The organism is Microbacterium sp. KRD172, assembly GCF_017168295.1.
GTDB lineage: Bacteria > Actinomycetota > Actinomycetes > Actinomycetales > Microbacteriaceae > Microbacterium > Microbacterium profundi.
The window spans coordinates 2,801,959-2,823,221 of sequence record NZ_JABFAS010000002.1 but is presented as its reverse complement, the minus strand read 5'-3'; the positions used below and the strand labels follow the sequence as shown (position 1 = coordinate 2,823,221).

Sequence of the window (21,263 nt, the reverse complement as noted above, 5' to 3'; positions counted from 1 at the left end):
CGGAACCACGCTTCCCGATACGCGGACTACCGCTTCCCGAAAGAGCTACGCGCCAGAACACGCCTGCCGAAAGCTCGTTGCGGCGCACGTGTCTCGAAACTGTTTCCGGGCTGTGCGAACCAGATAGCGGCAAACGATCGTGCCGGCTTCGCCGTCGACCAGTGCGCGACAGCTTTCGTGAGAATCCGGCAGGTTCCGTGAGACGCTCCCCCACTTTCGTGAGAATCCAACAGGTTTCGTGAGAAAGCACAAACTGCGACTCTCAGAACTTTCCGTGACCAAACCGTTGCATTCGTTACCGCCCCGTTATACAGTGATCACACGGTGAATGTTTGCTGTGGCATACACCGCATGTGATTGCAGGACACTCTTGGTGCAAGGGACAAGGGCCGGTCGGGAGCCTCTCCGACCGGCCCTTCACCGTTCCTACTAATCTATATTCATGACGGATCGCAAGCTCGCGCTCGAGACCTGGGAGAGTCTTTTCCGTGCCCAGCACGAGCTCTTCATGGCCATGGCCACCGACTTCGACGGCACCGCGATCACGCAGGCCGAGTACGACGTGCTGCTCACCGTCGTCCGCTCGCCCGAGATGACCGCCAGGCTTCGCGACGTCACCTCGAACATGCTGATCAGCCAGCCGAGCGTCTCCAGGCTCGTCGACCGCATGGTCTCGCGCGAACTGATCCAGAAGTGCCCCGATCCTGAAGACGGGCGTGGTGCACTGATCAGCGCGACCGAGGACGGCGCCCGTGCGTTCCGGGCTGTCGCGACGGTCCACGGACGCTCGATCGCTCAGCGCATGTCGAAGCTCGACGACGACGAACTGCGCACCCTGCACGCGCTCACGGAGAAACTCCGCGGCGGCTGACGGGCATTCCTCCCCATCGGCGACGCGGAGATCTCTGACATAGTCGAAGCAGAAGCAGTCTTCGCAGAAGCGGGGGGCAGGGAGGGAATTTTTATGGAGATCGCCGGAGCTGTCGGCATTCTGATTCTCGTCGGCATCGCCGTCGTCGTACTGATCGTGGTCGGTCTGATCGTGCTGCTGTTCGCGCGCAGCTGGATCAAGGTCGCCCGCGCTGACGAGGCGCTCGTCATCTCGGGCCGTAAGCAGAAGGTGCAGCGCGCCATCGTGAACGCGGACGGCACGAGCAGCTCAGAGAGCGTCGACTCGCCCGTCACGGTCATCGTGAACGGCAAGTCGCTCGTCAACCCGATCACGCAGCGCCACGAGATCATCTCGCTGCGCTCGCGACAGGTCTCCCTGAACGCCGAAGCGCAGTCCCTGGACAGCGTCACCCTGAACGTCGACGGCGTCGCGATCGTGAAGATCGGCTCCGATCCTCTGTACGTCCGCCGTGCCGCCGAACGATTCGCCTCGCAGGATGCCGCGATCGAGCAGTTCACCACCGAGCAGCTCGAAGGTGCGCTCCGAGGCATCGTCGCCACGCTCTCGGTCGTCGAGCTGATGCGCGACCGCAAGAAATTCTCCGACCAGATCGCCGCCGATGTCTCACAGGACTTGGCCGAGCAGGGGCTGATCCTCGATTCCTTCCAGATCAAGGGCATCACCGACAAGGTCGGCTACATCCAGTCACTCGGCGCCCCCGAGATCCAGGCGAAGCGCCAGTCCGCCGAGATCTCGCAGACCAACGCCGACCGAGCGATCAACCAGAAGAACATCGCCAACCAGGAAGCCAACCTGATCGAGCAGACCGCTCTCGACACGAACACGGCCAACTCCAACGCCGGTATCGGTCGAGCTCGCGCCGAGGCGGAGCAGGCAGAGAACCTCGCCCGCGAGCAGGCGCAGCAGGCCGTGCTGCAGCAGCAGGCCGAGAACCGTCAGGCGCAGCTGGATGCCGACGTCAAGCGCGTCGCCGACGCTCAGCGCTACGAGGCAGAGACCCGCGCCCAGGCCGAGCTCTACACGCGTGAACGGGCCGCAGAGGCCGGCGCGATCGAGCAGGTCAAGCAGGCAGAGGCCCGCACCCGCATCGCCGAGCAGCAGGCGCAGGCCGACCGCGCTCGCGCCGACGGTGAGGCAGCTGCTGCCGTCGCGAAGGCGACCGGTGACGCCGACGCCCTGCGCGCTCAGGCCGAAGCAGAAGCCGAAGCCCGTCGCCTGCGCGCCAATGCCGAGGCAGACGCCATCCGCGCCGAAGGTGACGCCCGTGCCGCGGCCCTAGAGGCTGAGGCGAAGGCCATCGCCTCGAACCAGGAGGCGTTCCTCTCCCAGCGCGTGCTCGACGTGCTGCCGACGATCATGGCCGAGTTCTCGAAGGGCTACGCCACGATCGGAAGCGTGTCGATCATCGGCAGCTCCGGCGAGGACGGCGCCTCGGGCGTCGTCGGCGCCGACAGCGCGAAGGCGCTCAAGTCGGTGTTCGACAGCGTCAGCTCAGCTACCGGCCTCGACCTCGCCGCCATCATCCAGGGCCAGGCCGTCGGCCGCGGCATCGGGGAGAGCATGGCGAGCGCTCAGGCGCCTGCTGCCACGAAGAAGCCGAAGGCGAAGGCGGCCGAGTCGGTTGCCGCTCCCCCGCCCCCGCCGGCGTCGGCCGAATAACCAGAAGTGCCAAGAGCGGATGCCGCGCGCCACATCGGCCGCGGCATCCGCTCTTCATCTTTCGCTCCTATGGGGTGCGCCGTCGCAGAGTGAGCGATGCCAGCACCAGCGCTCCCAGCATGAATGCGACCACGATCAGCAGCGGGCCGAACACATCCCACCCTTCTTCCCCCGCGGAGACGGCGTTGATCGTGTCGATCGCGTAGCTCAGCGGCAGCCAGTCCGAGATCGCGTGCAGCACGTCGGGCATCTGATCGCGCGGCATGAACAGCCCGCCGAGGATGATCTGCGGGAACACGAGCAACGGCATGAACTGCACCGCCTGGAACTCGGTCTGGGCGAAGGCACTCGCGAGCAGTCCGAGCGCGGTGCCCAACAGCGCGTCGACGACGGCGACGAGCCCGAGTTGCCACAGCGGTCCGTCGGTCTCGAGTCCGCAGACGAACACCGCGAACGAGACGGTGATCACAGCCTGCAGCAGCGCCATCAGCCCGAACGCCAGCGCGTAGCCGAGGATGAAGTCGCTCTTCGCCAAGGGCGTCGTCATCAGCCGCTCCAACGTTCCCGAACGGCGCTCGCGCAACGTCGTGATCGATGTGATCAGGAACATCACGATGAACGGGAACAGCGCGAGTATCGGGCCGCCGAACTGGTCGAACACGCCCTCCTGATCGCTGAACAGCCACGCGAACAGGCCGACCAGCAGGCTCGGGGCGATCAGCATCAGCGCGATCGAGCGGGGGTCGTGCCGCAGCTGGGAGAGCACGCGACCCGCGGTCGCGAAGAGCCTGATGACGTTCATTCTCCCGTCTCCTCTCGGCGCGACCTGCGTGTGTCCAGATGCTGCTGCTGATCCCGTTCGATGAGGGCGAGGAACGCGGCATCCGGGTCTTCCGCCCCAGTGTCGGCGAGCAGCCCCTTCGGCGTCGTGTCGGCGATGATCCTGCCCGCCCGCATGAGGAGCAGCCGGTCGCAGCGCAGCGCCTCATCCATGACGTGGCTCGACACCAGTAGCGTCACGCCCTGCTCCGCGAGGCCGCGGAATCGGCTCCACAGCTCGGCACGCAGCACCGGATCGAGACCCACGGTCGGCTCGTCGAGCACGACGAGCTCCGGAGATCCGACCAGTGCCATCGCGAGCGAGACACGACTGCCCTCTCCGCCGCTCAGCGACGACACGAGCTGGTCGGCCTGCGCCGCCAGCCCGACGTCGGCGATCACCCGGTCGACGGCGTCACGCGGAGCGCCGAGCAGAGTCGCGACGTAGCGCAGGTTCTGCCGGATGGTCAGGTCGTCGTACGCCGACGCGTCCTGCGTGCCGTAGGCGACGCGATGCCGCAGCACGCGCGATCCGGCCGGCTCGCCGAGCACGGTCACGGTGCCAGACTCGACGCGCTGCACACCGACGAGCGAGCGCATCAGTGTGGTCTTGCCGCAACCGGAAGGACCGAGCAGACCGGTGATCTGCCCGCGCGGGATAACCACGTCGACGCCGTCGAATACGCGTACCTTCCCGCGTCGCACGCGCAGCTGCGCGACCTCCACACTCGAGTTATTCATCATGTGATGAATTGTGCGCTCCGGATGCAGTGGCGTCAAGGCCCCGCGATGCGAACAGCGTTCAGTCGAACAGGTATCTCTGTACCGTGGGGCCGATGCGCGTCACGAGTTCGTCGACCCCGGCATCGGCGATCGGCGGCAGTCTGAGGACGTAGCGCGCCATGAGAAGACCGGCGATCTGCGACGCCGCGAGCGTCGAACGCAGCGCCGCATCGTCGGTGTCGAGCGCGCGTGCGATGCGGCCGAGCAGTTCGCGCGAGAGGAATCCGGCCAGCACCGGAGTCGTGAGCTTGCTGCCGATCGCGGCGCGCATGAGTGCGACGCCGCGGCGGCGCACATCCGGCTGCTCGAACGCCTGCAGCACGAACCGCACGACGCGCTCGCCGACCTCGTCACGCGGGCCTGCGAGGATCTCCGGGATCGCGACGTCGAGCCGGATCGGCATGCCCATGGCCGCGGCGAACAGATCGGCCTTGGTCCCGAAGTAGTGGTGCACCAGAGCACTGTCGACCCCGGCCCTGGTCGCGATCGCGCGGATCGTCGATCCGTCGTAGCCGTGCTCACCGAACTCGTCAACGGCGGCCGAGATGATCCGTTCGCGCGAATCCGTCTCTCCGCGCGGACGCCCGCGCCGCCTCACCGTGGCCATGCCGCTCAGCCTACGCGCCGAGTCGTGCGCCGGACGCGAGAGACTGGAGGGGTGACCATTGCTCCGTTCGACCTGTCGAAGATCGGTCGCGGACTCGCGTTCGCCTCTGCAGTGGATGACCTGAGCGCGGCGCTCGACCGCAGCGCCTCCGTCGTGGTCAGCTCGCCGCCGGGCACAGGCAAGACGACGCTCGTCCCACCGATCATCGCCGGTCGCGTTCGGGGTCGCGTGATCGTGACACAGCCTCGCCGTGTGGCCGCCCGCGCTGCCGCCCGACGCCTCGCGCACCTGGACGGATCGCCCCTCGGCTCCCGTGTCGGGTTCACCGTCCGCGGCGAGCGCCAGGTGCAGTCGTCGGCGATGATCGAGTTCGTCACCGCCGGCGTGCTGCTGCGCCGACTGCTCGATGACCCGGGCCTCGAAGGCATCGGCGCGGTCGTGATCGACGAGGTGCACGAACGCGCGCTGGAGACGGATCTGCTGATCGGTCTGCTGGGCGAGGTGCGCGAGCTGCGCGATGATCTCGTGCTGATCGCGATGTCGGCGACGCTAGACGCCGATCGGTTCGCGACTGTTCTCGGCACGGATGCCGCCCCCACTCCGATCGTGACCCAGACGGTGCCGGCGCACGCGCTCGACGTGCGCTGGGCGCCGAGCCCTTCGCCTCGATTGGACGAGCGCGGCGTCACCTGGGCCTTCTTCGATCACGTCGCACGCACCGCGGTCGACGCGCATCGGGGCATGGCGCGCAGCATCCCGACCGCGGACGCGCTCGTATTCGCGCCCGGTGCGCGCGAGGTCGCAGAGATCGCACGCCGCATCCGAGACCTCGCGCCCGAGTTCGATGTCCGAGAGCTGCACGGCCAGATCCCCGCCGCCGAGCAGGATGCCGTGATCGGCGGCCGCCGCGCAGGTGACGCGGCGCGGATCATCGTCACCACCTCCCTCGCAGAATCGTCGCTCACGGTTCCCGGCGTGCGTCTCGTCGTCGACACCTGCCTGTCCCGGGCCCCGCAGCGGGATGCGGCCCGTGGCATGAGCGGCCTCGTCACCGGTCCGGCATCCCGCGCCTCTGCGACTCAGCGCGCTGGTCGCGCGACGCGCGAAGGACCGGGCGTCGTGGTGCGCTGCGTCGACGAGCGGACATTCGCCGCGGCACCCGCGCGGCCGGCTCCCGAGATCGCCACGACGGATCTCACCGACGCCGCGCTGCTCCTCGCCTGCTGGGGCGCCCCAGGCGGAGCGGGGCTCCGATTGGTCGATCCGCTCCCGAGCGACAGCCTGAACGACGCGACGACCGTGCTGCGCGGTCTGGGCGCGATCGATTCGGACGGACGCGCGACCGATGAGGGGCGACGCCTCGCCCGCATCCCGGTCGACCCCCGCCTCGCTCGCGCGCTCCGTGACGGCAGCACACGGGTCGGTGCACGCGCGGCGGCCGAGGTCGTCGCGCTGATCGGAGGCGAACTCCGTGTCGCCGACGGAGATGTCGCGACTGCTCTCACCGCGCTGCGGAACAGAAGAAGCACCGACGCGCGTCGCTGGGAGCAGGAGGTGCGCCGCCTCATGCAGTTCACCGACGACGGGCGCGCGAGACGCGCAGACGCGGACCTGACCGGACTCGTCATCGCGCTCGCCTTCCCCGAGCGGATCGCCCGCCGCGTCGATCATTCGGCGAACGGGGCGACCTTCCTGCTCGCATCCGGCACCCGCGCGGGATTGACCGGCCCGCTCGCCGGCGCCGAATGGCTGGCGGTGGCCGACGTCGCTCGCGCACAGGGCCGAGCGGCTGCCGGCACTGGAGCGGTCATCCGCTCGGCAGCGGCCATCTCGGAGCACGAAGCGGAACAGGCGGCGACCCATCTGGTCACCGACCGCGTCGAAGCGCAGTTCACGGACGGGCGCGTCGTCGCCCGGCGCGAGCGTCGCATCGGCGCGATCGTCCGGTCGTCCGTCCCCGTTCGGGTTCAGGCCGGCGAGGGTGGCCGGGATGCTGTCCGTCGTGCGCTGGAGAACCAGGGACTCGGGGTGTTCAGCTGGTCGGATTCGGCCGATGCGCTTCGGCGACGTCTCGCGCTGCTGCACCGCGAGATCGGCGTTCCATGGCCGGACGTGTCGGATGCTGCGCTCCTCGGTGCGCTCGATTCCTGGCTCGGTCCGGAGCTGGCGACGCTCGCGACCGGCACTCCGGCCTCTCGCATCGGCTTGACCTCGGCGCTGCGGCGACTGCTGCCGTGGCCCGCGGCCGTCGACCTCGATGCGCTGGTTCCCGAACGGCTCGAGGTACCAAGCGGATCGCGGATCCGCATCACCTACGCACCCATGGACGACCCGTCGGCGCGTCCCGTCGTGGCGGTGAAGCTGCAGGAGTGCTTCGGGTGGGCGGAGACCCCGCGCCTCGTCGGAGGGCGGGTGCCTGTTCTGTTCCACCTGCTCTCCCCCGGCGGACGCCCGCTCGCTGTGACCGACGACCTCGCGTCGTTCTGGGCCGGTCCCTACTCGCAGGTGCGTGCTGAGATGCGCGGCCGGTACCCGAAGCATCCATGGCCCGAGGACCCATGGTCGGCCGTCCCGACCCGGCACACGAAGCGCCGCGCCGCGGAGAACCGGTGACTCAGCACTCGATGACGTTGACCGCGAGACCGCCCTCGCTGGTCTCCTTGTACTTCGTCGACATGTCGGCGCCGGTCTGACGCATCGTCTCGACGACGGCATCCAGCGACACGTAGTGCTGTCCGTCACCGCGCAGCGCGAGTCGCGCCGCTGTGACGGCCGTGGATGCGGCGATCGCGTTGCGCTCGATGCACGGGATCTGCACGAGCCCGCCGATCGGGTCGCAGGTGAGGCCGAGGTGGTGCTCCATGGCGATCTCGGCGGCGTTCTCGATCTGCCGGTTGGTGCCGCCCATCACCGCGGTCAGCCCGCCCGCTGCCATTGCACAGGCGGAGCCGACCTCGGCCTGGCAGCCGCCCTCCGCGCCCGAGATCGACGCATTGGCTTTGAAGAGCGAGCCGAGGGCCGTGGCGGTGAGGAGGAACCGACGGATGCCGCGGCGACGGTTCGCCTCGGCGACGAGCTCTGGGTCGTCATCATCCGCGACTCTCGCCGGTTCACCGCCGAACCCGAGAAGCGCACTGCCGACCAGTTCGCCGTAGGGCGTGACCGCGTTGCCGGAGCCGAGCCCGGAGTCGGCGAGGAACCGCCACCAGTACATCGCGACGGCGGGGAGGATGCCGGCGGCACCGTTCGTCGGCGCGGTGACGACCCTGCCGCCCGCGGCGTTCTCCTCGTTGACCGCGAGCGCGAACGCGCCGAGCCATTCGCCGGGGATCTCGCGTCCGCCTTCGGTTTCAACGCTCTCGAGCTGCTCGCGGATCATTCCCGCGCGACGCTTGACCTTGAGGATGCCTGGGAGCACACCGTCCGCGTGCAGGCCGGCGTCCACGCATCCGGCCATCGCGTCCCAGATGGCGTCGAGGCCTGCGGCGAGCTCTTCTTCCGAGCGCATCGCGAGTTCGTTCTCCCGCGCGACATCGGCGATCGAGAAGCCGTGCTCATCGCAGAGTGCGAGCAGCGAGGCCGCGTCGGTGTAGCCGAACGGCAGGGATCCGGCGGCGACCTGCGCGTCTTCTCCCTCACGCCGGATGAAGCCGCCGCCGACCGAGTAGTACGTCTGTTCAGCGAGAGCGTTCCCGTCGATCCCGAGCGCAGTGAGCGTCATGGCATTCGGATGCCCCGGCAGCCGCGTGCGCGGAGCGAACTGGATGTCGTCCTTCTCGAACGCGACCGCGTGGGTCCCATCGATGAGCAGCGCCGCGCCGGCGGGAAGGTCCGTCCAAGCCGAGCGCACCTCGGCGGGGGTGCAGGTCTCGGGGGCGAGTCCGCGCAGGCCTGCGACGACAGCATCCGGTGTGCCGTGCCCGATGCCGGTCGCTCCGAGAGAGCCGTACAGGGTGCACGTCACCCGTCTCACCTCGCCGAGCGAACCACCAGAGCTCAGGCGTCGGGCGAAGTCCAGCGCCGCGCGCATCGGTCCGACGGTGTGCGAGCTCGACGGCCCCACCCCGATGGAGAAGAAGTCGAAAGCCGAGACGTACGCAGTCACATGTCCAGGCTACGCCCCGCAAGCCGCCCCTCGCCGCGCTCTGCGCCAGACTGATGACATGACCTCCGACGTGCCGCTCTACCGCCGCGTCGCCGACCGGCTCGCACACCGGATCGTCGATGGTGAGTTCCCGATCGGCACGCTGCTGCCTGGCGGCGTGTGGGTCCACCGGTAATGGATCGGTTCCAGCGACCCGCGAAGTTCAGCTCCTCCACGACATCCGTAACGAGGACTTCTGTCACGTCAGCCTCGATCAACTGCTCGAGGTCGTAAACCATGGCCTTGCCGATCAGCGCCTTTCCACATCGGTTGCCAGCGCTCAACTCCACGCCCCCTCTTCCGCGATGCTCGCTGTCGGTGGGATTTGAACCCACAAAGGCCGCCAGCTACCTCGATCAGGCACCCCGGTTCCACGCGGATTCGATCAGGTCAGGGTTCCGATTCGATCAGCCGGATCGGCCTCGATTTGATTCAGTTGTTGCCACGGTGTTGCCATGACGACGGACCGACGCCGGATCGAAGTGGGCAGAAGATCGCGTTCGTTCAGCAGCGCACTCTCTCCTCGCAGAGTGCTACTACCTCAACACGAAGTGCGCGTTGCGGCCCGCGGCGTCGCCCCGGGCCAGCAGATCGCCCTCCAGCCTCTCCAGCGCCCCGCGCGCGCCTTGGGGTGTCATTCCTGTCAGCACTGCGAAGTCCCCCGACGTGATGCGATCGTGGTGGTCGAGCCAGCGACGCACGATAGTTCGAGCATCGTCGGCGCTCGGTCCCACGTACCAGAGCACTCCGCGCCGTTTTAGTCCGGCTGCATCGGCGACTCCGCTGAGCACGGCCTTGCGTGACATCGCCGACAGAACCCACACGTCCTTGTGGGATTCAATGATCGGCTGTGCATCGAGCACACACATGGCCGTTGTTTCGAGCGCTTCGGCGGCTTCGCTCGCCGACCGCTGAAGGAGCGTGGCCATCTCCGTCGCTGTTGTAAAGGGGTTGTGGAGGAGTGCGTGGATGACGAGAGCGACCTGAACGTCACGTTGTCGCGCTGCGGGTTGGAGGCGTGTTGTCAGCCGCATGATGGGCACCACCGGCGCGCCGCCGACGAGCCTGGCACGCACCCGAGGGCCAGAGTCCTCAATGATCCTCGGCGGCTGGTGGCCGAGCGCCACCATCTCGCGATACATGCGGTCGACACCGATTCCCTGCTTGTCAACAAGCCCGAGGGCAAGTGCAGCGTCCGCAAGCGCCGGCGACCGGCTGAACCGTTGTGTAAGGAGGTTGTCAGCTGTGACCCCGCCGAGGAACCCGCCCGGCGAGACCACGGTGAGGGAGTAATCCTCCTCAACCCATGTGACTGTTGTCGGTGCGTGCTGGTTCCAGTCCCGATGCACGATCCCATTGAGAATTGCCTCACGTGCTGCGCGGGTCGGAATGAGCCTGACAACCCGCTCAGCGAACTCTCCCGCGATCGTCACCCGATCGTTGGCAGCATCCATCAGTGCCTCGACCCGCGCGACCTGTTCGAGCAGACTCACTCCCTGAAAGCTCTCCTCGCGCGCGAGCACATCCCCACCTTCGACATCAAGTCGAGTCCAGCTCAGCCAGGGACGCGGTGCAGCGCAGAACAACAATGCGCCAGCTTCCGTGAGGAAACCCTCGACGGTCAAGAGGCCGAGCTGGCGGAGCATGTCTTCGGTCGAAGCATCCGCGATGTCTGTCGCGCTGGCATCCTTGAGGTCCCGCCGCCCCAGGTAGCCTCGCGCGACCGCGATCGCGCCCGGAGTTACGTGATGGGTGGTCAGCGAGCTGGGTCGCGACATCGGGTCCCACCCCGCTCGCCCCTGACGATGCAACCACCATTGACCACGGTCGATCGGCACTGATGCTGGCCCGACGCGCCATCGGAGCCTGTCGCTGGTGTCCTCGACCGGTTCCCGCGCCTCGGGTACATAGAGAACCAGCAGTCGGATGCCCTGTTCGACGCGTTCGATGACATCAGGGGCGATGTCGATCCGACGGTAGATCTGCTATCGCAGCCACTCCGCATCCAATTCCGTACCGAGCAGATCGCCCGCTTTGTCTTCGATCCCGACGATAAGCGCCCCGCCGCCTGGAGTGTTTGCCATCGCGGCAATCTCGTCGGCGAGATGGTCGGCCGCCTTCGTATTCTCGCGGTTCCCCGGCAACAGCCGACCGCCGGACCCGCGGCGCCCTGCCTCTTCTTTGATATCGACGCGCTGGCGTTCTACGTCGTCGGGCAGCGCCCCCGTGCGGATCTGCGCGAGGCATCGCTCGACCGCGTCTTCCGCGCGGGCGCGATCGGCGAGCAGTTCCGTGCCCGGCTGAAAGGGAACCAGATCGCTCGACTCAGACATGGCTTTCAGTTTACGCATACCCCTAAAGAGAAAGTGCCTCGCGGCATGGCGATTCGCTATCCATTCGAACCGAGCGCGCGTCGGGGGACTTTTCCTCTCAGCCTGAGTCGTTCACGACCGAGAATCCTTCCTTCGCCACCACGCGCCGACGACGATTGTGCATCCGCTCCAGTATCGGTACGGCAGCGTCGCGGAAGTCGTGAACAACGGCGGCTACATCCGCGTCGACGCCGCGCGTAACCCGACCGACCTGCTGGATGATGCGACCCTTGAATGAGACCGGCACCGCGAGGAACAAGGCATTCAGAGATGGCAGGTCGATCCCCTCGCCGGCGATCTTGTCGATCGCGACGAGTACGAACGGCTCACGCGCCGCGTCCAAGGATGCGAGCCGGTCACGCAGTGTCCGCCGCTCCGCGGCACTCAGCCGACCGGACAGCACCGGGACCTCGGTGCGCGAAGCGATCCCTTCAGCAAGCACATCGAGGTGGTCGAGCCGGTTCGTCAGCACCAACGACCGACGGCCTTCCTCCGCTGCACGGACGACGTGCTCGACGATAAGCGCATTGCGGACCTCGTCGAGCGCAAGTTCGGAATAGATCGCCTGAATCGAGGGTCCATCTGCTCCAACTTCTTCGGTGGTGAACGCGGTCTCGTGCACGATGAAACTGCGCGCCTCAGCGGGTGCTGCCGTTATGGTGTGCCGGATCGGTCCGCACTGCATCGTGATGAGCCCGTCCATCTGGTCGGCACGATAGGGAGTCGCCGTGAGACCAACCCACTGCCGCACACTCACCGCACGGATGGCAGCCTCGACGGCAGGCGCGGCGACCGCATGGCACTCGTCGACGATGACCTGCCCATACTCTTCGAGCACCGTCGGGTCCCCGCTACGGTGGGCGATCGACTGCATCATGATGACGTCGACGATCCCCCGACGCTTACGGCGCCCGTTACCCAATTGCCCGATCTCCTTGTCGGTGATGGAGAGAAACTGAGTCAGTCGCGTTCGCCATTGCTGGAGCAGCTCGGCACGGTTGACGAGAATCGCGGTCGGTGTCGCGCGTTCGGCTATCAGCGCACATGCGATCACGGTCTTGCCCGAACCTGGCGGGGCGACCAGCACTCCTGTGTTGTGACGCCGCAGGGCCGTAACCGCGTCCCGCTGGTGATCATGCAGTTCGCCCGTGAACACCACATCGATAGATGTGCGCGCCGCCACGTCGACCGACACCTCGACCTGGAAACCAGCATCCGCGAGCACGTTGGTTACCTCGTCGAGCAGGCCGCGGGGTAGGCGCAGTTCGCCTTCATCATGCTCGAAGCATGTGACGAGTCGTGGGATGCCGAACGTGCTGAATCGCTGCGCCTGCCGACGATAGAACTCCGGATTCGAGACGGATGCTGCGTGCTTGAGCTCGGTGATCACCAAGCCGGGAAGACCCTCCACAGGAATATGCACGACCGCATCGCGACGCACCACGATCCGTCGTCCCGCGATGCGGGCAGCCTCAGCCTTGACCGCCGCCCGGCGAGGCCTCGTCGCAAGCGACTCCCGCGGCCCGGCAGACAATCGACTCGAGTTGGTCGCGAACTCACCCACCCGCTCGGCCGGCACAGGGCTGACAGCAGCGAGCGCAGCGAACTGATCCGCGAATGGCTCCCAGGTCTCAGGGTCGGCAAACACCGTCGTCCCTCGGCGGCGAGAGTCGCCCTGGAGCGGAAGTGCGATGAGGTTTCCGAGACGCAGGCGTCCAGGAGAGCGCGCCGGAAGGGTGTCCTGGGAAGGAAAGAACCGGTCGTAGCTCGACATCGGCATCGACGTTTGCTCTGCCATCGCCGCGCGCAGCATCGCCGCTCCCATCGCCCGCGCGGTCGCGGCGGGCACCGCTGCTTCGAAGAAGACCCAGACATGCGCGCCCTCCCCCGAGCGCGAGATCTCGGCAAGGGCACCGATCCGAGCCTTTTTGCACGCGGCGGCATACGCCCGGGCATCCTGTCGCCAGCCGCCATCATCGAAGTCGCACACGAGAAGTCGACAATGGTCGTCCGGCAGGAGCGGTATAGACCGACGTGAAACTCACGATCACCTGTCCGCCCGCCGCGAAGATGCTGCTCAAGAACCGCATCCGTCAACGGGAGCAAGTCACCATCAGCCGTCGCGTCGGTGAAGAACCCGCCCCGCACGGCCGGGCTCCAACCCTTCTTACCAGTGCGACGACTCACCCACGGCAGCGCGTAGGCGTCGGTGCGACCGGCGAATCGGGCGCGAAACAAGGCAAGCTTCTGCTCGGGCGAGGATGCAGCCGTCACCGCAGTCACCCGCTCGTTAACCGCGTCGCGGAGTCCGAGCGCTGCAGACTCAGTTCGCGGCACGGCCTCCTGCTCGATCTCCTCGAGGGCGCGACGCGCGACCGCGAGTTCCTGTTCGAGCTGACGAACACGCTCCCGCGCCTCTGCCAGCCGGCCGCTACCATCCACTCCTCGACCGTATCTCGGTACGCCACCACACGAGTTGCGCGATGCCTCGGCAGGCGTGCCGACGCAGACCGCCGCAGCGTGTGGACGGCTTAAGGCAGGCTGGTGCCCCGAACTCGAACTCGCCTTCGCGAGCCGCCCGTGGGTGTCAATGGGGCCAACCCCGTTTGTTCACACCTCGCGACCGCTTGGATCAACCCCGGTCGGGCGATTTCGAGTTCGCGCCCTTACAGGGGCGCTTCGGATGAGCTCGACCGCCCTTGCGGTCGCCAGCCGGCTCGTCTGCCGTCAGGTCGTGGAGACGATCGTAGGACACAGAATCGCGCCGGACCCGGTGCACACATGCGTGCACACATGTGGTCGACGCCGAGCGCGATCTCACCACCAATGACTCGCGTGATTCCGCGGAATATCGCGCCACTCCATCGAATCTTTCTGACTCTCGATCAGACGGCGCGTCAGCGGAATCAGAACGAACCCGGTACCTCCCGGAAACACGAAAACCCGCGGAAATCCGCGGGTTTTCGTAGATTACTGTCTCAACACAGTGTGCGCCCGAAGGGACTCGAACCCCTAACCTTCTGATCCGTAGTCAGATGCTCTATCCATTGAGCTACGGGCGCATATCTCGGCCCACATCTCTCGAAGTGGGCCTCAGCAAGAATACATGACGAAGCACCCCAACGCGAAACCGAGCGTCAGGCCTGCTGCTCGCGCTTGCGCCGCGCACGCTGCTCGGACGATAGAGCCTGCAGATCGACGAGGCGCAGCGCCTGCATCCGCGCCTCACGCATGACCTCGTAGTCGGGATCCTGATCCGGGCGCATGCCCTCGACATGGAGCCTGCGGTCGAGGTTGCCGCGCACATCCGCCCACGCCGCCTCGCGTGCGCCCTCGACGAGAGCGCCGAGCTGTTCGGGGTCTTCGGCGATGGCCCGCAGCTTCTCGGCGACGCCGGCCGACTGCTTGGCCCGGCGGCGGAGGTTGCGCACATCGCGGTCACGGTAGTCGTGCGTGCTCGACGGATCGGAGTGACGTCCCCGAGCGCGCTTGCGCCACGTGGTCACCCGTTCGGCCGCCTGCTCGGACTCATCGGCCATCGCCAGCAGCGCCTCGCGTGCGGCTGCGAGGTAGCGCTCGGCGTCGAACACGCCGCCCTGGGCGATCGTGCCGACAAGGATGCGGTTCTTCACCGTCAGGCGCGCAGCAGCCGTCCCGATGGCGACGCCTTCGGCCACAGCATCCGCAGTTCGTCCCACCACAACCTCCTCTGGAGATCGTACCGTCACCGACTGACGCCAGAGGGGGCCAGAATAGAACGCGACAGGTTCTCCCCACCTGCGATGAAGCGAACGGCACGAACCCGAAACGTGTCAGGAGGAGGATGCATGAGCCGGCTGACCCTTGCCGGGAACACCACCGTGATCACCGGCGCCGCCAGCGGCATGGGTGCACAGCTCGCCGTTCAGCTCGCGGCGGCCGGAGTGCACCTCGCGCTGCTCGATCACAACGCGCAGGCGCTGGCGTCCGTCGCATCGGATCTGCCAGGCACGGTGACGACGCACGTCGTCGACCTGCGCGACGACGACGCCGTCGCCGCGACCGCCGCCGGGGTGACCGCCGCACACCCGAGGATCAACGCGCTGATCACATGCGCCGGATCGTCGATGCTCGGCAGCCTCGAGCAGCTCACGATGGAGGAGATGCGCTGGCTGGTCGACGTCAACCTCTGGGGAACCGTCTCGATCACGAAGGCGCTGCTGCCGGCACTGCGATCCCGTCCGGCTGCGCACATCATGCACCTCGCCAGCGTCTACGCCCTCGCCGCACCCGCCGGACGCATCCCGTACTCGATGAGCAAGTTCGCCGTCAGAGGGTTCTCCGAAGCACTCCGCCACGAGCTCGAGGGCAGCACCGTGACCGTGGGGGCTGTCTATCCGGCCGGCGTGCGCACCGGCATCATCCTGCACGGCCGGTACGCCGCTGCGATCGATCCGGCGGTCGCCGCGCGTGCCGCATCGGCGCAGGCAGCGATGTATCACACGGAGCCGACGGATGCCGCGGCGCGCATCATCCGTGCAGTCGAGCAGCGCAGCATCCGTACGATGGTCGGGCGAGAGGCGCGACTGATCGATGTGCTGACGCGGCTGATGCCGGCCAACTACTGGCGCGTGATGCGCGGTCCGCTGCGCGAGGCGACCGATACGACCACGCCGGTGGGCTGACCCCCGGCCTCAGGCCTCGCCGACTCCGAACCGCTCGAGTGCGGTGAGCGCACCGAGCTCGAGGTGGCGGGTCACGAGTTCACGCACGAGCTCGACGTCACGAGCCCGGATCGCCTCATACAGCGCGCGGTGCTCCACGGCCTCGGCCATCAGATCCTCATGCCGTCCGAACAACCACCTCAACCGGGTGAGGAAGACCGCAGCGAGTTCCATGAACATCTCGTTGCCTGCCAGCACCGTCATGTACTCGTGGAATCTGCCCGCCAGCGCCATGGCTTCATCGACCTCGCCGGCGATCGCGGCACGCTCTTCGCGCTCAAGCAGTTCGTGCAGCGTCTGCAGACCCTCGGCGTCGTGACGCTGCGCCGCATACACGAACAGCAGCGTCTCGACCGTGGCCCGCACCTCGGCGAGATCCTCGATGTCCTTTCGGGTGAAGCTGCGCACGACCGCCCAACTGCGCGGCCGGGGAGTGACGACGCCCTCGCCGACGAGAGCGCGGATCGCCTCGCGCACCGGTAGACGCGAGACGTTCAGCTCCGCCGCGATATCCCGCTCCACCAACCGCGAGCCCGGCAATCGGCGCCCCAACATGATGTCGTCGCGCAGCACCCGTGCCACGCGCGCAGATTCGAGTTCTCCGTTTTCCGCCCCCATTCGCGCATTCTCTCACTCTTCTGAGAACGGCGTGAGATTTGGTATCCCAATCTGCGAGCTCGGATGGGGTTGAACGCCTTGACGACCTTCGAGGTGGGTCTCGTCAGTCAGTGGGAACATGTCCTCTCCGGGCGCTATTCCCGCATGACGGCAGATGTCGTTCGCACATCACACCTTCGTGAGCCTGCCATCGGGAAGGATCCCGACGGCGACCGGCTGCCCCCGGGTGTTCGACCACTGACTCCACGATCCCGGGTACACGAGCGCGCGGATGCCCGACTGCTCGAGTGCGAGCACCGTGTGCATCGACGCCACTCCTGAACCGCAGTACACGGCGACCTCGGTGCCGGCATCCACACCTGCGGTTGCGAAGATGCGGCGCAGAGCATCAGGATGCTGGAGTCGGCCGTCGCCGGTGACCGTCGCCATCGCCGGCAGGTTCACGGCGCCGGGGATGTGCCCGCCGACCGGATCGGTCGCAGTCTGCGCTCCGCTGTACTGCTCTGGCGTGCGCGCGTCGAGAAGCACACCGCGATCGCGGAACGCTTCGACCTGGTCGAGCAGGATCACTCCGGCAGCGTCGCCTGCGAAAGTGATCCCGCCGGGGTCGGGGAGCACATCGCCGCGCTCGAGCGGCATTCCCTCGCCCGCCCAGGCGCGGATGCCACCGTCGAGCACTCTCACGTCCACGCCGAACCGGCGCAGCAGCCACCACAGTCGTGCCGCGGGCACGCTCCGGTTGTCGTCATACGCGACGACGGTGTCGCCGTCATCGAGGCCCCACCCGCGTGCGGCGCGCTGCAGATCGTCGGTTTCCGGGAGCGGATGCCGCCCCTCCGCCGGCTCGCCGCGGCGAGCGAGTTCATGCTCCAGGTCGACGTAGACGGCTCCAGGCAGATGCGCCGCCAGATACTCCGGCCTCCCCTCAGGGCGATCGAGTCTCCAGCGCACGTCGAGCAGCCGCACGGCCGGGCCGGTGCCGTGCTCTTCGGCGCGCTGCAGATGGATCAGCTGCGCCACGCTGACGAGGTGGCTCATGTCCCCAGCATCCGCACCGGGGCGCCGCAGGTCACGCGATGACGACACGCTCGTTCATGAAGCGACACACGACGTCACATGTGCGCGTCGCCGGGGATCAGCGCAGTTTGCGGATGGCGTCCTCTGCGGCGACCCAGCCGAGCATGGCGCACTTCACTCGGGCGACGTAGCGTGAGACGCTGCCGAGGGCCGCCGCATCGCCGAGCAGCTCCTCATCGGGCTCGATCCTGCCCCGCGAGCGCATGGCCTCGCGGAACGCATCGATGCGGGTCATGACCTCCGGCACGGTCATGCCCTCGACCAGTTCGGCGAACAGCGACGCCGACGCCTGCGAGATGGCGCAGCCGTGCCCTTCCCACGCGATCGCCTCGATCGTGCCGTCGGGAGCCGCATGCACCTGCAGCGTGATCTCATCGCCGCAGGTCGGGTTCAGCTGATGCGACTGGGCCTCCACCTCGTCGCGCAGCCCGAAACCGTGCGGGGTGCGCGAGTGATCGAGGATCAGCTCCTGGTACAGATTCTGCAGATCGCTGGAGGTCATGAGCGCACCCCGAAGAACTCGATCGTCGCTGCGACGCCCTCGAGGAACGCATCGACCTCATCCTCTGTCGAGTAGAGATAGGTGCTGGCCCGCGTCGACGAGGTGACTCCGAGTCGTCGATGCAGCGGCTGCGCGCAGTGGTGTCCGACCCGCACCGCGATGCCCTGGTCGTCGAGGAACTGCCCGACGTCATGCGAGTGGATGCCGGGGATGTCGAAGCTCGCAAGTCCCACGCGCGGCAGATCGATGCCCGCACCGAGCACGCGCACGCCCTCGATCGCGGAGAGGCCCTCGACGAGGCGGCGGCCGAGCGCGGCCTCGTGCTCGGCGATCCTGGTCATGCCGACCGCGGAGAGGTAATCGACCGCGGCGGCGAGCGCGACGGCCTGCGACACCCGCTGGGTGCCGGCCTCGAAGCGCTGCGGCGGAGGCAGGTACTCGGCCTCGGTGGTGGTGACGGTCGTGATCATCGATCCGCCGGTGAGGAAGGGCGGCATGACCTCGAGCAGTTCACGACGCCCGTACAGCGCACCCACGCCCGTCGGGCCGAGCATCTTGTGACCCGAGAACACCGCGAAGTCGACGTCGAGCGCCTTCACATCGAGCGGCAGGTGCGGTGCGGACTGGCAGGCATCGAGCAGCACGAGCGCCCCGACCTCGTGTGCTGCGGCGATCAGCTGCTCGACGGGGTTGATGACGCCGAGCACGTTGGAGACGTGCGTGACGGCGACGATCCTGGTGCGGGGCCCGATCAGCGCTGCGGTTTCGTCGAGACGCAGTGCGCCGTCGTCGTCGAGCGGGATCACCCGCAGCGTCGCGCCGGTGCGGGCGGCGAGTTCCTGCCACGGGATGAGGTTCGCGTGGTGCTCCATCTCGGTCGTGACGATCTCGTCGCCCTCGCCGAGCCGGAACCTCTCGGCAGCCGATCCGCCGCGGCCCACTGATGCGTTCGAGAACGCGTACGCGACGAGGTTGATCGCCTCGGTGGCGTTCGACGTCCAGACGATCTCGTCGTCGTCGGCGCCGACGAAGCGTGCGACGGAGGCGCGGGCGTCTTCGAACACCTCGGTCGCCTCGGCTGCGAGGGTGTGCGCGCCGCGGTGGACTGCAGAGTTGAGGGTCGTGAGGAACTCGCGTTCGGCATCCAGCACCGCCACAGGACGCTGCGAGGTCGCACCGGAATCGAGGTAGACGAGCGGATGCCCGTTCACCTGCGTCTGCAGGATCGGAAAGTCCTCGCGGAGGCGGTGGATCTCAGCATCCGCCAGCGAGGTGACATCGAGGGAAGCGCTCATGCTTCAAGTTTCTCACCCGCACGCGCGCCGAGGGCGCCCAAGACGTCCAGGTCAGGCGGGTGGGGCAGGGTCAGGCGGGAGAGTCGTCCGGGTTCAGCGCCTTCAGCGCGTCTTCTTCGACCGCATTGTCGGCGTCGAGCTCCTGCTCGGTGGTCTCGTCGCCACCCAGAGGTGCGCCCCCTTCTTCGTGCGCGGCGGGGTGCTCCGGGTGTCGTTCTTCGGCGGGGTCGGGTCGGTGATCGTCCATACCCGGAACGCTACGCGCGTCGGGGCGGGTGCGCCATCCGCGGCTGTTGTTAGTGTGTGTCGAGAGGGAAGGAACCCATGCACAGCACTGGCGCTCTGCTCATCGATCGGCTCATCGCCGAGCTGCCGACCGACACGGTGATCACCGATCCGGCTTCCATGGACGCCTACCGATGGGATCGGGCGAACGATCCGAATGCCGGCACTCCACTGGCCGTGGTGCGGGCGACGTGCACCGAGGACGTGCAGGCCACGGTGCGGCTCGCCGCCGCGACCGGCACCGCCGTCATCCCACGCGGAGCGGGCTCAGGGCTCTCGGGCGGGAGCACGGCGATGGATGGAGCGATCGTGCTCTCACTGGATCGCATGAGAGAGATCCGCATCGAGCCCGCCACCCGCATGGCCGTCGTGCAGCCGGGGGCGTTCAACGCCGAGGTCAAGGCCGCGGCAGCCGCACAGGGGCTCTGGTATCCGCCGGATCCGTCGTCCTTCGAGTTCTGCTCCATCGGCGGCAACGTCGCCACGAACGCGGGCGGATTGTGCTGCGTGAAGTACGGAGTGACGACCGACTACGTGCTCGGGATGACCGTCGTGCTCGCCGACGGGCGCGCCGTGAACCTGGGCGGGCCTCGCGTCAAGGATGTCGCAGGGCTTTCGCTCACGAAGCTCTTCGTGGGCAGCGAGGGCACCCTCGGCGTCATCACCGAGGTCATCCTGCGCCTGGTGCCGCCGCAGAAGCCCCCGACGACACTGGTCGCCTCCTTCCCGACGCTCACCGGGGCGACGGATGCGGTGCTCGCCATCACCCGCGCCACTCGTCCGTCGATGCTGGAGTTCATGGATCGGCCGACGATCCGGGCCGTCGAGGCCGCGACGCGGATGGGCCTGGACACCGACGCCGCCGCGATGCTGGTGATCCAGTCGGACGACGATCCGGCAGTGGCCGCGGCCGAGATCGCGATCATCGAACAGATCTGCATCGACAACGGCACAAGCGAGTGCTACCTCACCGCGGACGCCGACGAGGGCGAGGCGTTCGTGCAGGCGCGGCGCATGGCGATCCCCGCCGTCGAGAAGCAGGGAAGCATCCTGCTGGAGGACGTAGGCGTGCCCATCCCCCGCCTCGGCGATCTCGTGCTCGGCATCGCGGCGATCTCCGCGGAGCACGACATCACGATCGCGGTGCTGGCCCACGCGGGCGACGGCAACACGCATCCGCTACTGGTGTTCGATCCGGCCGATGACGCACAGCGTCAGCGTGCGCACGTCGCGTACGGCGAGGTCATGGATCTTGCGATCGCGCTCGGCGGGACGATCACCGGAGAGCACGGCGTCGGCCGGCTCAAGCAGCCGTGGCTGGAGGATTACCTCGGCCCGGACGTGCTCGAACTCAACGAGCGGATCAAGCACGCCCTCGACCCGCAGGGCATCCTGAACCCCGGGGCCGTGTTCGCGCGTCGTTGACGGGAACGCACTTCACTGATCGGGATCACGCCCGACCTCGGGATCACGCCGGGCTGCCTCG

The 21,263-nt window shown here is 67.6% G+C and carries 18 protein-coding genes, 1 tRNA gene and 1 pseudogene; 5 read left to right on the top strand and 15 right to left on the bottom strand.

The features are described from left to right. Positions 1-442 precede the first annotated feature (442 nt). Together J1M43_RS13950 and J1M43_RS13945 are read left to right on the top strand one after the other, a co-directional pair. Positions 443-871, top strand: a complete 429-nt coding sequence (locus J1M43_RS13950) for a MarR family winged helix-turn-helix transcriptional regulator (protein ID WP_206477060.1) — start codon at positions 443-445, stop codon at positions 869-871. Between the two features lie 93 nt (positions 872-964). Then, positions 965-2,572, top strand: a complete 1,608-nt coding sequence (locus J1M43_RS13945; protein WP_206477059.1) for an SPFH domain-containing protein — start codon at positions 965-967, stop codon at positions 2,570-2,572. A 67-nt stretch (positions 2,573-2,639) separates the two neighbouring features. On the opposite strand, the gene J1M43_RS13940 is transcribed toward J1M43_RS13945, so the two are convergent. From J1M43_RS13940 to J1M43_RS13930, 3 genes are all read right to left on the bottom strand, one after another. Next, positions 2,640-3,374 carry an ABC transporter permease gene (locus J1M43_RS13940; RefSeq protein WP_033105169.1) on the bottom strand — a complete coding sequence of 245 codons (735 nt, stop codon included), beginning with the start codon at positions 3,372-3,374 and terminating at the stop codon, positions 2,640-2,642. Continuing rightward, on the bottom strand, positions 3,371-4,132 hold the full coding sequence (locus J1M43_RS13935) for an ABC transporter ATP-binding protein (RefSeq protein WP_206477401.1): 762 nt from the start codon (positions 4,130-4,132) through the stop codon (positions 3,371-3,373). Before J1M43_RS13935 ends, J1M43_RS13940 begins: the two co-directional genes overlap by 4 nt. 61 nt (positions 4,133-4,193) lie before the next feature. After that, complete coding sequence (locus J1M43_RS13930) at positions 4,194-4,781, bottom strand: TetR family transcriptional regulator (protein WP_206477058.1); 588 nt, start codon at positions 4,779-4,781, stop codon at positions 4,194-4,196. A gap of 51 nt (positions 4,782-4,832) precedes the next feature. On the opposite strand from J1M43_RS13930, the gene hrpB reads away from it, so the two are divergent. Next, positions 4,833-7,394, top strand: coding sequence for an ATP-dependent helicase HrpB (hrpB, locus tag J1M43_RS13925; protein WP_206477057.1), 2,562 nt, complete (start codon positions 4,833-4,835; stop codon positions 7,392-7,394). A gap of 1 nt (position 7,395) precedes the next feature. Here hrpB and J1M43_RS13920 read toward each other — a convergent pair whose 3' ends face one another. The 7 genes and pseudogenes from J1M43_RS13920 to J1M43_RS13900 form a co-directional block, all read right to left on the bottom strand. Beyond that, entirely contained in the window at positions 7,396-8,886 is a 1,491-nt protein-coding gene (locus J1M43_RS13920) for an L-serine ammonia-lyase, iron-sulfur-dependent, subunit alpha (protein ID WP_206477056.1), read from the bottom strand. 575 nt (positions 8,887-9,461) lie between these two features. Next, entirely contained in the window at positions 9,462-10,358 is an 897-nt protein-coding gene (locus tag J1M43_RS16830) for a DUF5635 domain-containing protein (RefSeq protein ID WP_307823475.1), read from the bottom strand. A gap of 552 nt (positions 10,359-10,910) precedes the next feature. Beyond that, positions 10,911-11,258, bottom strand: coding sequence for an RNA-binding domain-containing protein (locus J1M43_RS16825; RefSeq protein WP_241245240.1), 348 nt, complete (start codon positions 11,256-11,258; stop codon positions 10,911-10,913). A 97-nt stretch (positions 11,259-11,355) separates the two neighbouring features. Beyond that, positions 11,356-11,982, bottom strand: a complete 627-nt coding sequence (locus J1M43_RS17210; protein ID WP_374058531.1) for a DEAD/DEAH box helicase — start codon at positions 11,980-11,982, stop codon at positions 11,356-11,358. A gap of 39 nt (positions 11,983-12,021) precedes the next feature. Next, positions 12,022-13,571, bottom strand: a pseudogene (locus J1M43_RS17205) (DEAD/DEAH box helicase family protein); the annotation flags it as partial. Between the two features lie 715 nt (positions 13,572-14,286). Continuing rightward, positions 14,287-14,359 (bottom strand) — tRNA-Arg (locus tag J1M43_RS13905). Between the two features lie 75 nt (positions 14,360-14,434). Continuing rightward, entirely contained in the window at positions 14,435-14,995 is a 561-nt protein-coding gene (locus J1M43_RS13900) for a hypothetical protein (RefSeq protein ID WP_033105181.1), read from the bottom strand. A 129-nt stretch (positions 14,996-15,124) separates the two neighbouring features. Here J1M43_RS13900 and J1M43_RS13895 point away from each other — a divergent pair, with 129 nt between their 5' ends. After that, positions 15,125-15,961, top strand: a complete 837-nt coding sequence (locus J1M43_RS13895) for an SDR family oxidoreductase (RefSeq protein ID WP_206477054.1) — start codon at positions 15,125-15,127, stop codon at positions 15,959-15,961. Between the two features lie 9 nt (positions 15,962-15,970). Here the strand turns inward: J1M43_RS13895 and J1M43_RS13890 are convergent, their stop codons facing one another. The 5 genes from J1M43_RS13890 to J1M43_RS13870 all read right to left on the bottom strand — a co-directional run bounded on the left by J1M43_RS13890 (position 15,971) and on the right by J1M43_RS13870 (position 19,739). Continuing rightward, positions 15,971-16,618, bottom strand: a complete 648-nt coding sequence (locus J1M43_RS13890) for a GntR family transcriptional regulator (RefSeq protein WP_206477053.1) — start codon at positions 16,616-16,618, stop codon at positions 15,971-15,973. Between the two features lie 168 nt (positions 16,619-16,786). Next, a complete protein-coding gene (locus J1M43_RS13885) occupies positions 16,787-17,656 on the bottom strand; it encodes a sulfurtransferase (RefSeq protein ID WP_206477052.1) in 870 nt (289 codons plus the stop codon). Between the two features lie 97 nt (positions 17,657-17,753). Beyond that, on the bottom strand, positions 17,754-18,197 hold the full coding sequence (gene sufU, locus J1M43_RS13880) for a Fe-S cluster assembly sulfur transfer protein SufU (RefSeq protein ID WP_033105185.1): 444 nt from the start codon (positions 18,195-18,197) through the stop codon (positions 17,754-17,756). Then, entirely contained in the window at positions 18,194-19,492 is a 1,299-nt protein-coding gene (locus tag J1M43_RS13875) for a cysteine desulfurase (RefSeq protein ID WP_206477051.1), read from the bottom strand. The genes sufU and J1M43_RS13875 overlap by 4 nt, the downstream gene beginning before the upstream one ends. Positions 19,493-19,562: 70 nt before the next feature. Beyond that, positions 19,563-19,739, bottom strand: a complete 177-nt coding sequence (locus J1M43_RS13870) for a hypothetical protein (RefSeq protein ID WP_160175023.1) — start codon at positions 19,737-19,739, stop codon at positions 19,563-19,565. Positions 19,740-19,816: 77 nt separating this feature from the next. On the opposite strand from J1M43_RS13870, the gene J1M43_RS13865 reads away from it, so the two are divergent. Further along, positions 19,817-21,202: an FAD-binding oxidoreductase gene (locus J1M43_RS13865; protein ID WP_033105186.1), complete on the top strand. Its 1,386-nt coding sequence runs from the start codon at positions 19,817-19,819 to the stop codon at positions 21,200-21,202. Positions 21,203-21,263 lie beyond the last annotated feature (61 nt).

Coding starts and splice junctions, on each gene's coding strand:
- J1M43_RS13930 (WP_206477058.1), bottom strand. CDS start 4,781: ATGGCCACGGTGAGGCGGCGCGGGCGTCCGCGCGGAGAGACGGATTCG.
- sufU (WP_033105185.1), bottom strand. CDS start 18,197: ATGACCTCCAGCGATCTGCAGAATCTGTACCAGGAGCTGATCCTCGAT.
- J1M43_RS13875 (WP_206477051.1), bottom strand. CDS start 19,492: ATGAGCGCTTCCCTCGATGTCACCTCGCTGGCGGATGCTGAGATCCAC.
- J1M43_RS13945 (WP_206477059.1), top strand. CDS start 965: ATGGAGATCGCCGGAGCTGTCGGCATTCTGATTCTCGTCGGCATCGCC.
- J1M43_RS13940 (WP_033105169.1), bottom strand. CDS start 3,374: ATGAACGTCATCAGGCTCTTCGCGACCGCGGGTCGCGTGCTCTCCCAG.
- J1M43_RS13895 (WP_206477054.1), top strand. CDS start 15,125: ATGAGCCGGCTGACCCTTGCCGGGAACACCACCGTGATCACCGGCGCC.
- J1M43_RS13890 (WP_206477053.1), bottom strand. CDS start 16,618: ATGGGGGCGGAAAACGGAGAACTCGAATCTGCGCGCGTGGCACGGGTG.
- J1M43_RS13950 (WP_206477060.1), top strand. CDS start 443: ATGACGGATCGCAAGCTCGCGCTCGAGACCTGGGAGAGTCTTTTCCGT.
- J1M43_RS13865 (WP_033105186.1), top strand. CDS start 19,817: ATGCACAGCACTGGCGCTCTGCTCATCGATCGGCTCATCGCCGAGCTG.
- J1M43_RS13870 (WP_160175023.1), bottom strand. CDS start 19,739: ATGGACGATCACCGACCCGACCCCGCCGAAGAACGACACCCGGAGCAC.
- J1M43_RS17210 (WP_374058531.1), bottom strand. CDS start 11,982: ATGCAGTGCGGACCGATCCGGCACACCATAACGGCAGCACCCGCTGAG.
- J1M43_RS16825 (WP_241245240.1), bottom strand. CDS start 11,258: ATGTCTGAGTCGAGCGATCTGGTTCCCTTTCAGCCGGGCACGGAACTG.
- J1M43_RS13885 (WP_206477052.1), bottom strand. CDS start 17,656: ATGAGCCACCTCGTCAGCGTGGCGCAGCTGATCCATCTGCAGCGCGCC.
- J1M43_RS13935 (WP_206477401.1), bottom strand. CDS start 4,132: ATGAATAACTCGAGTGTGGAGGTCGCGCAGCTGCGCGTGCGACGCGGG.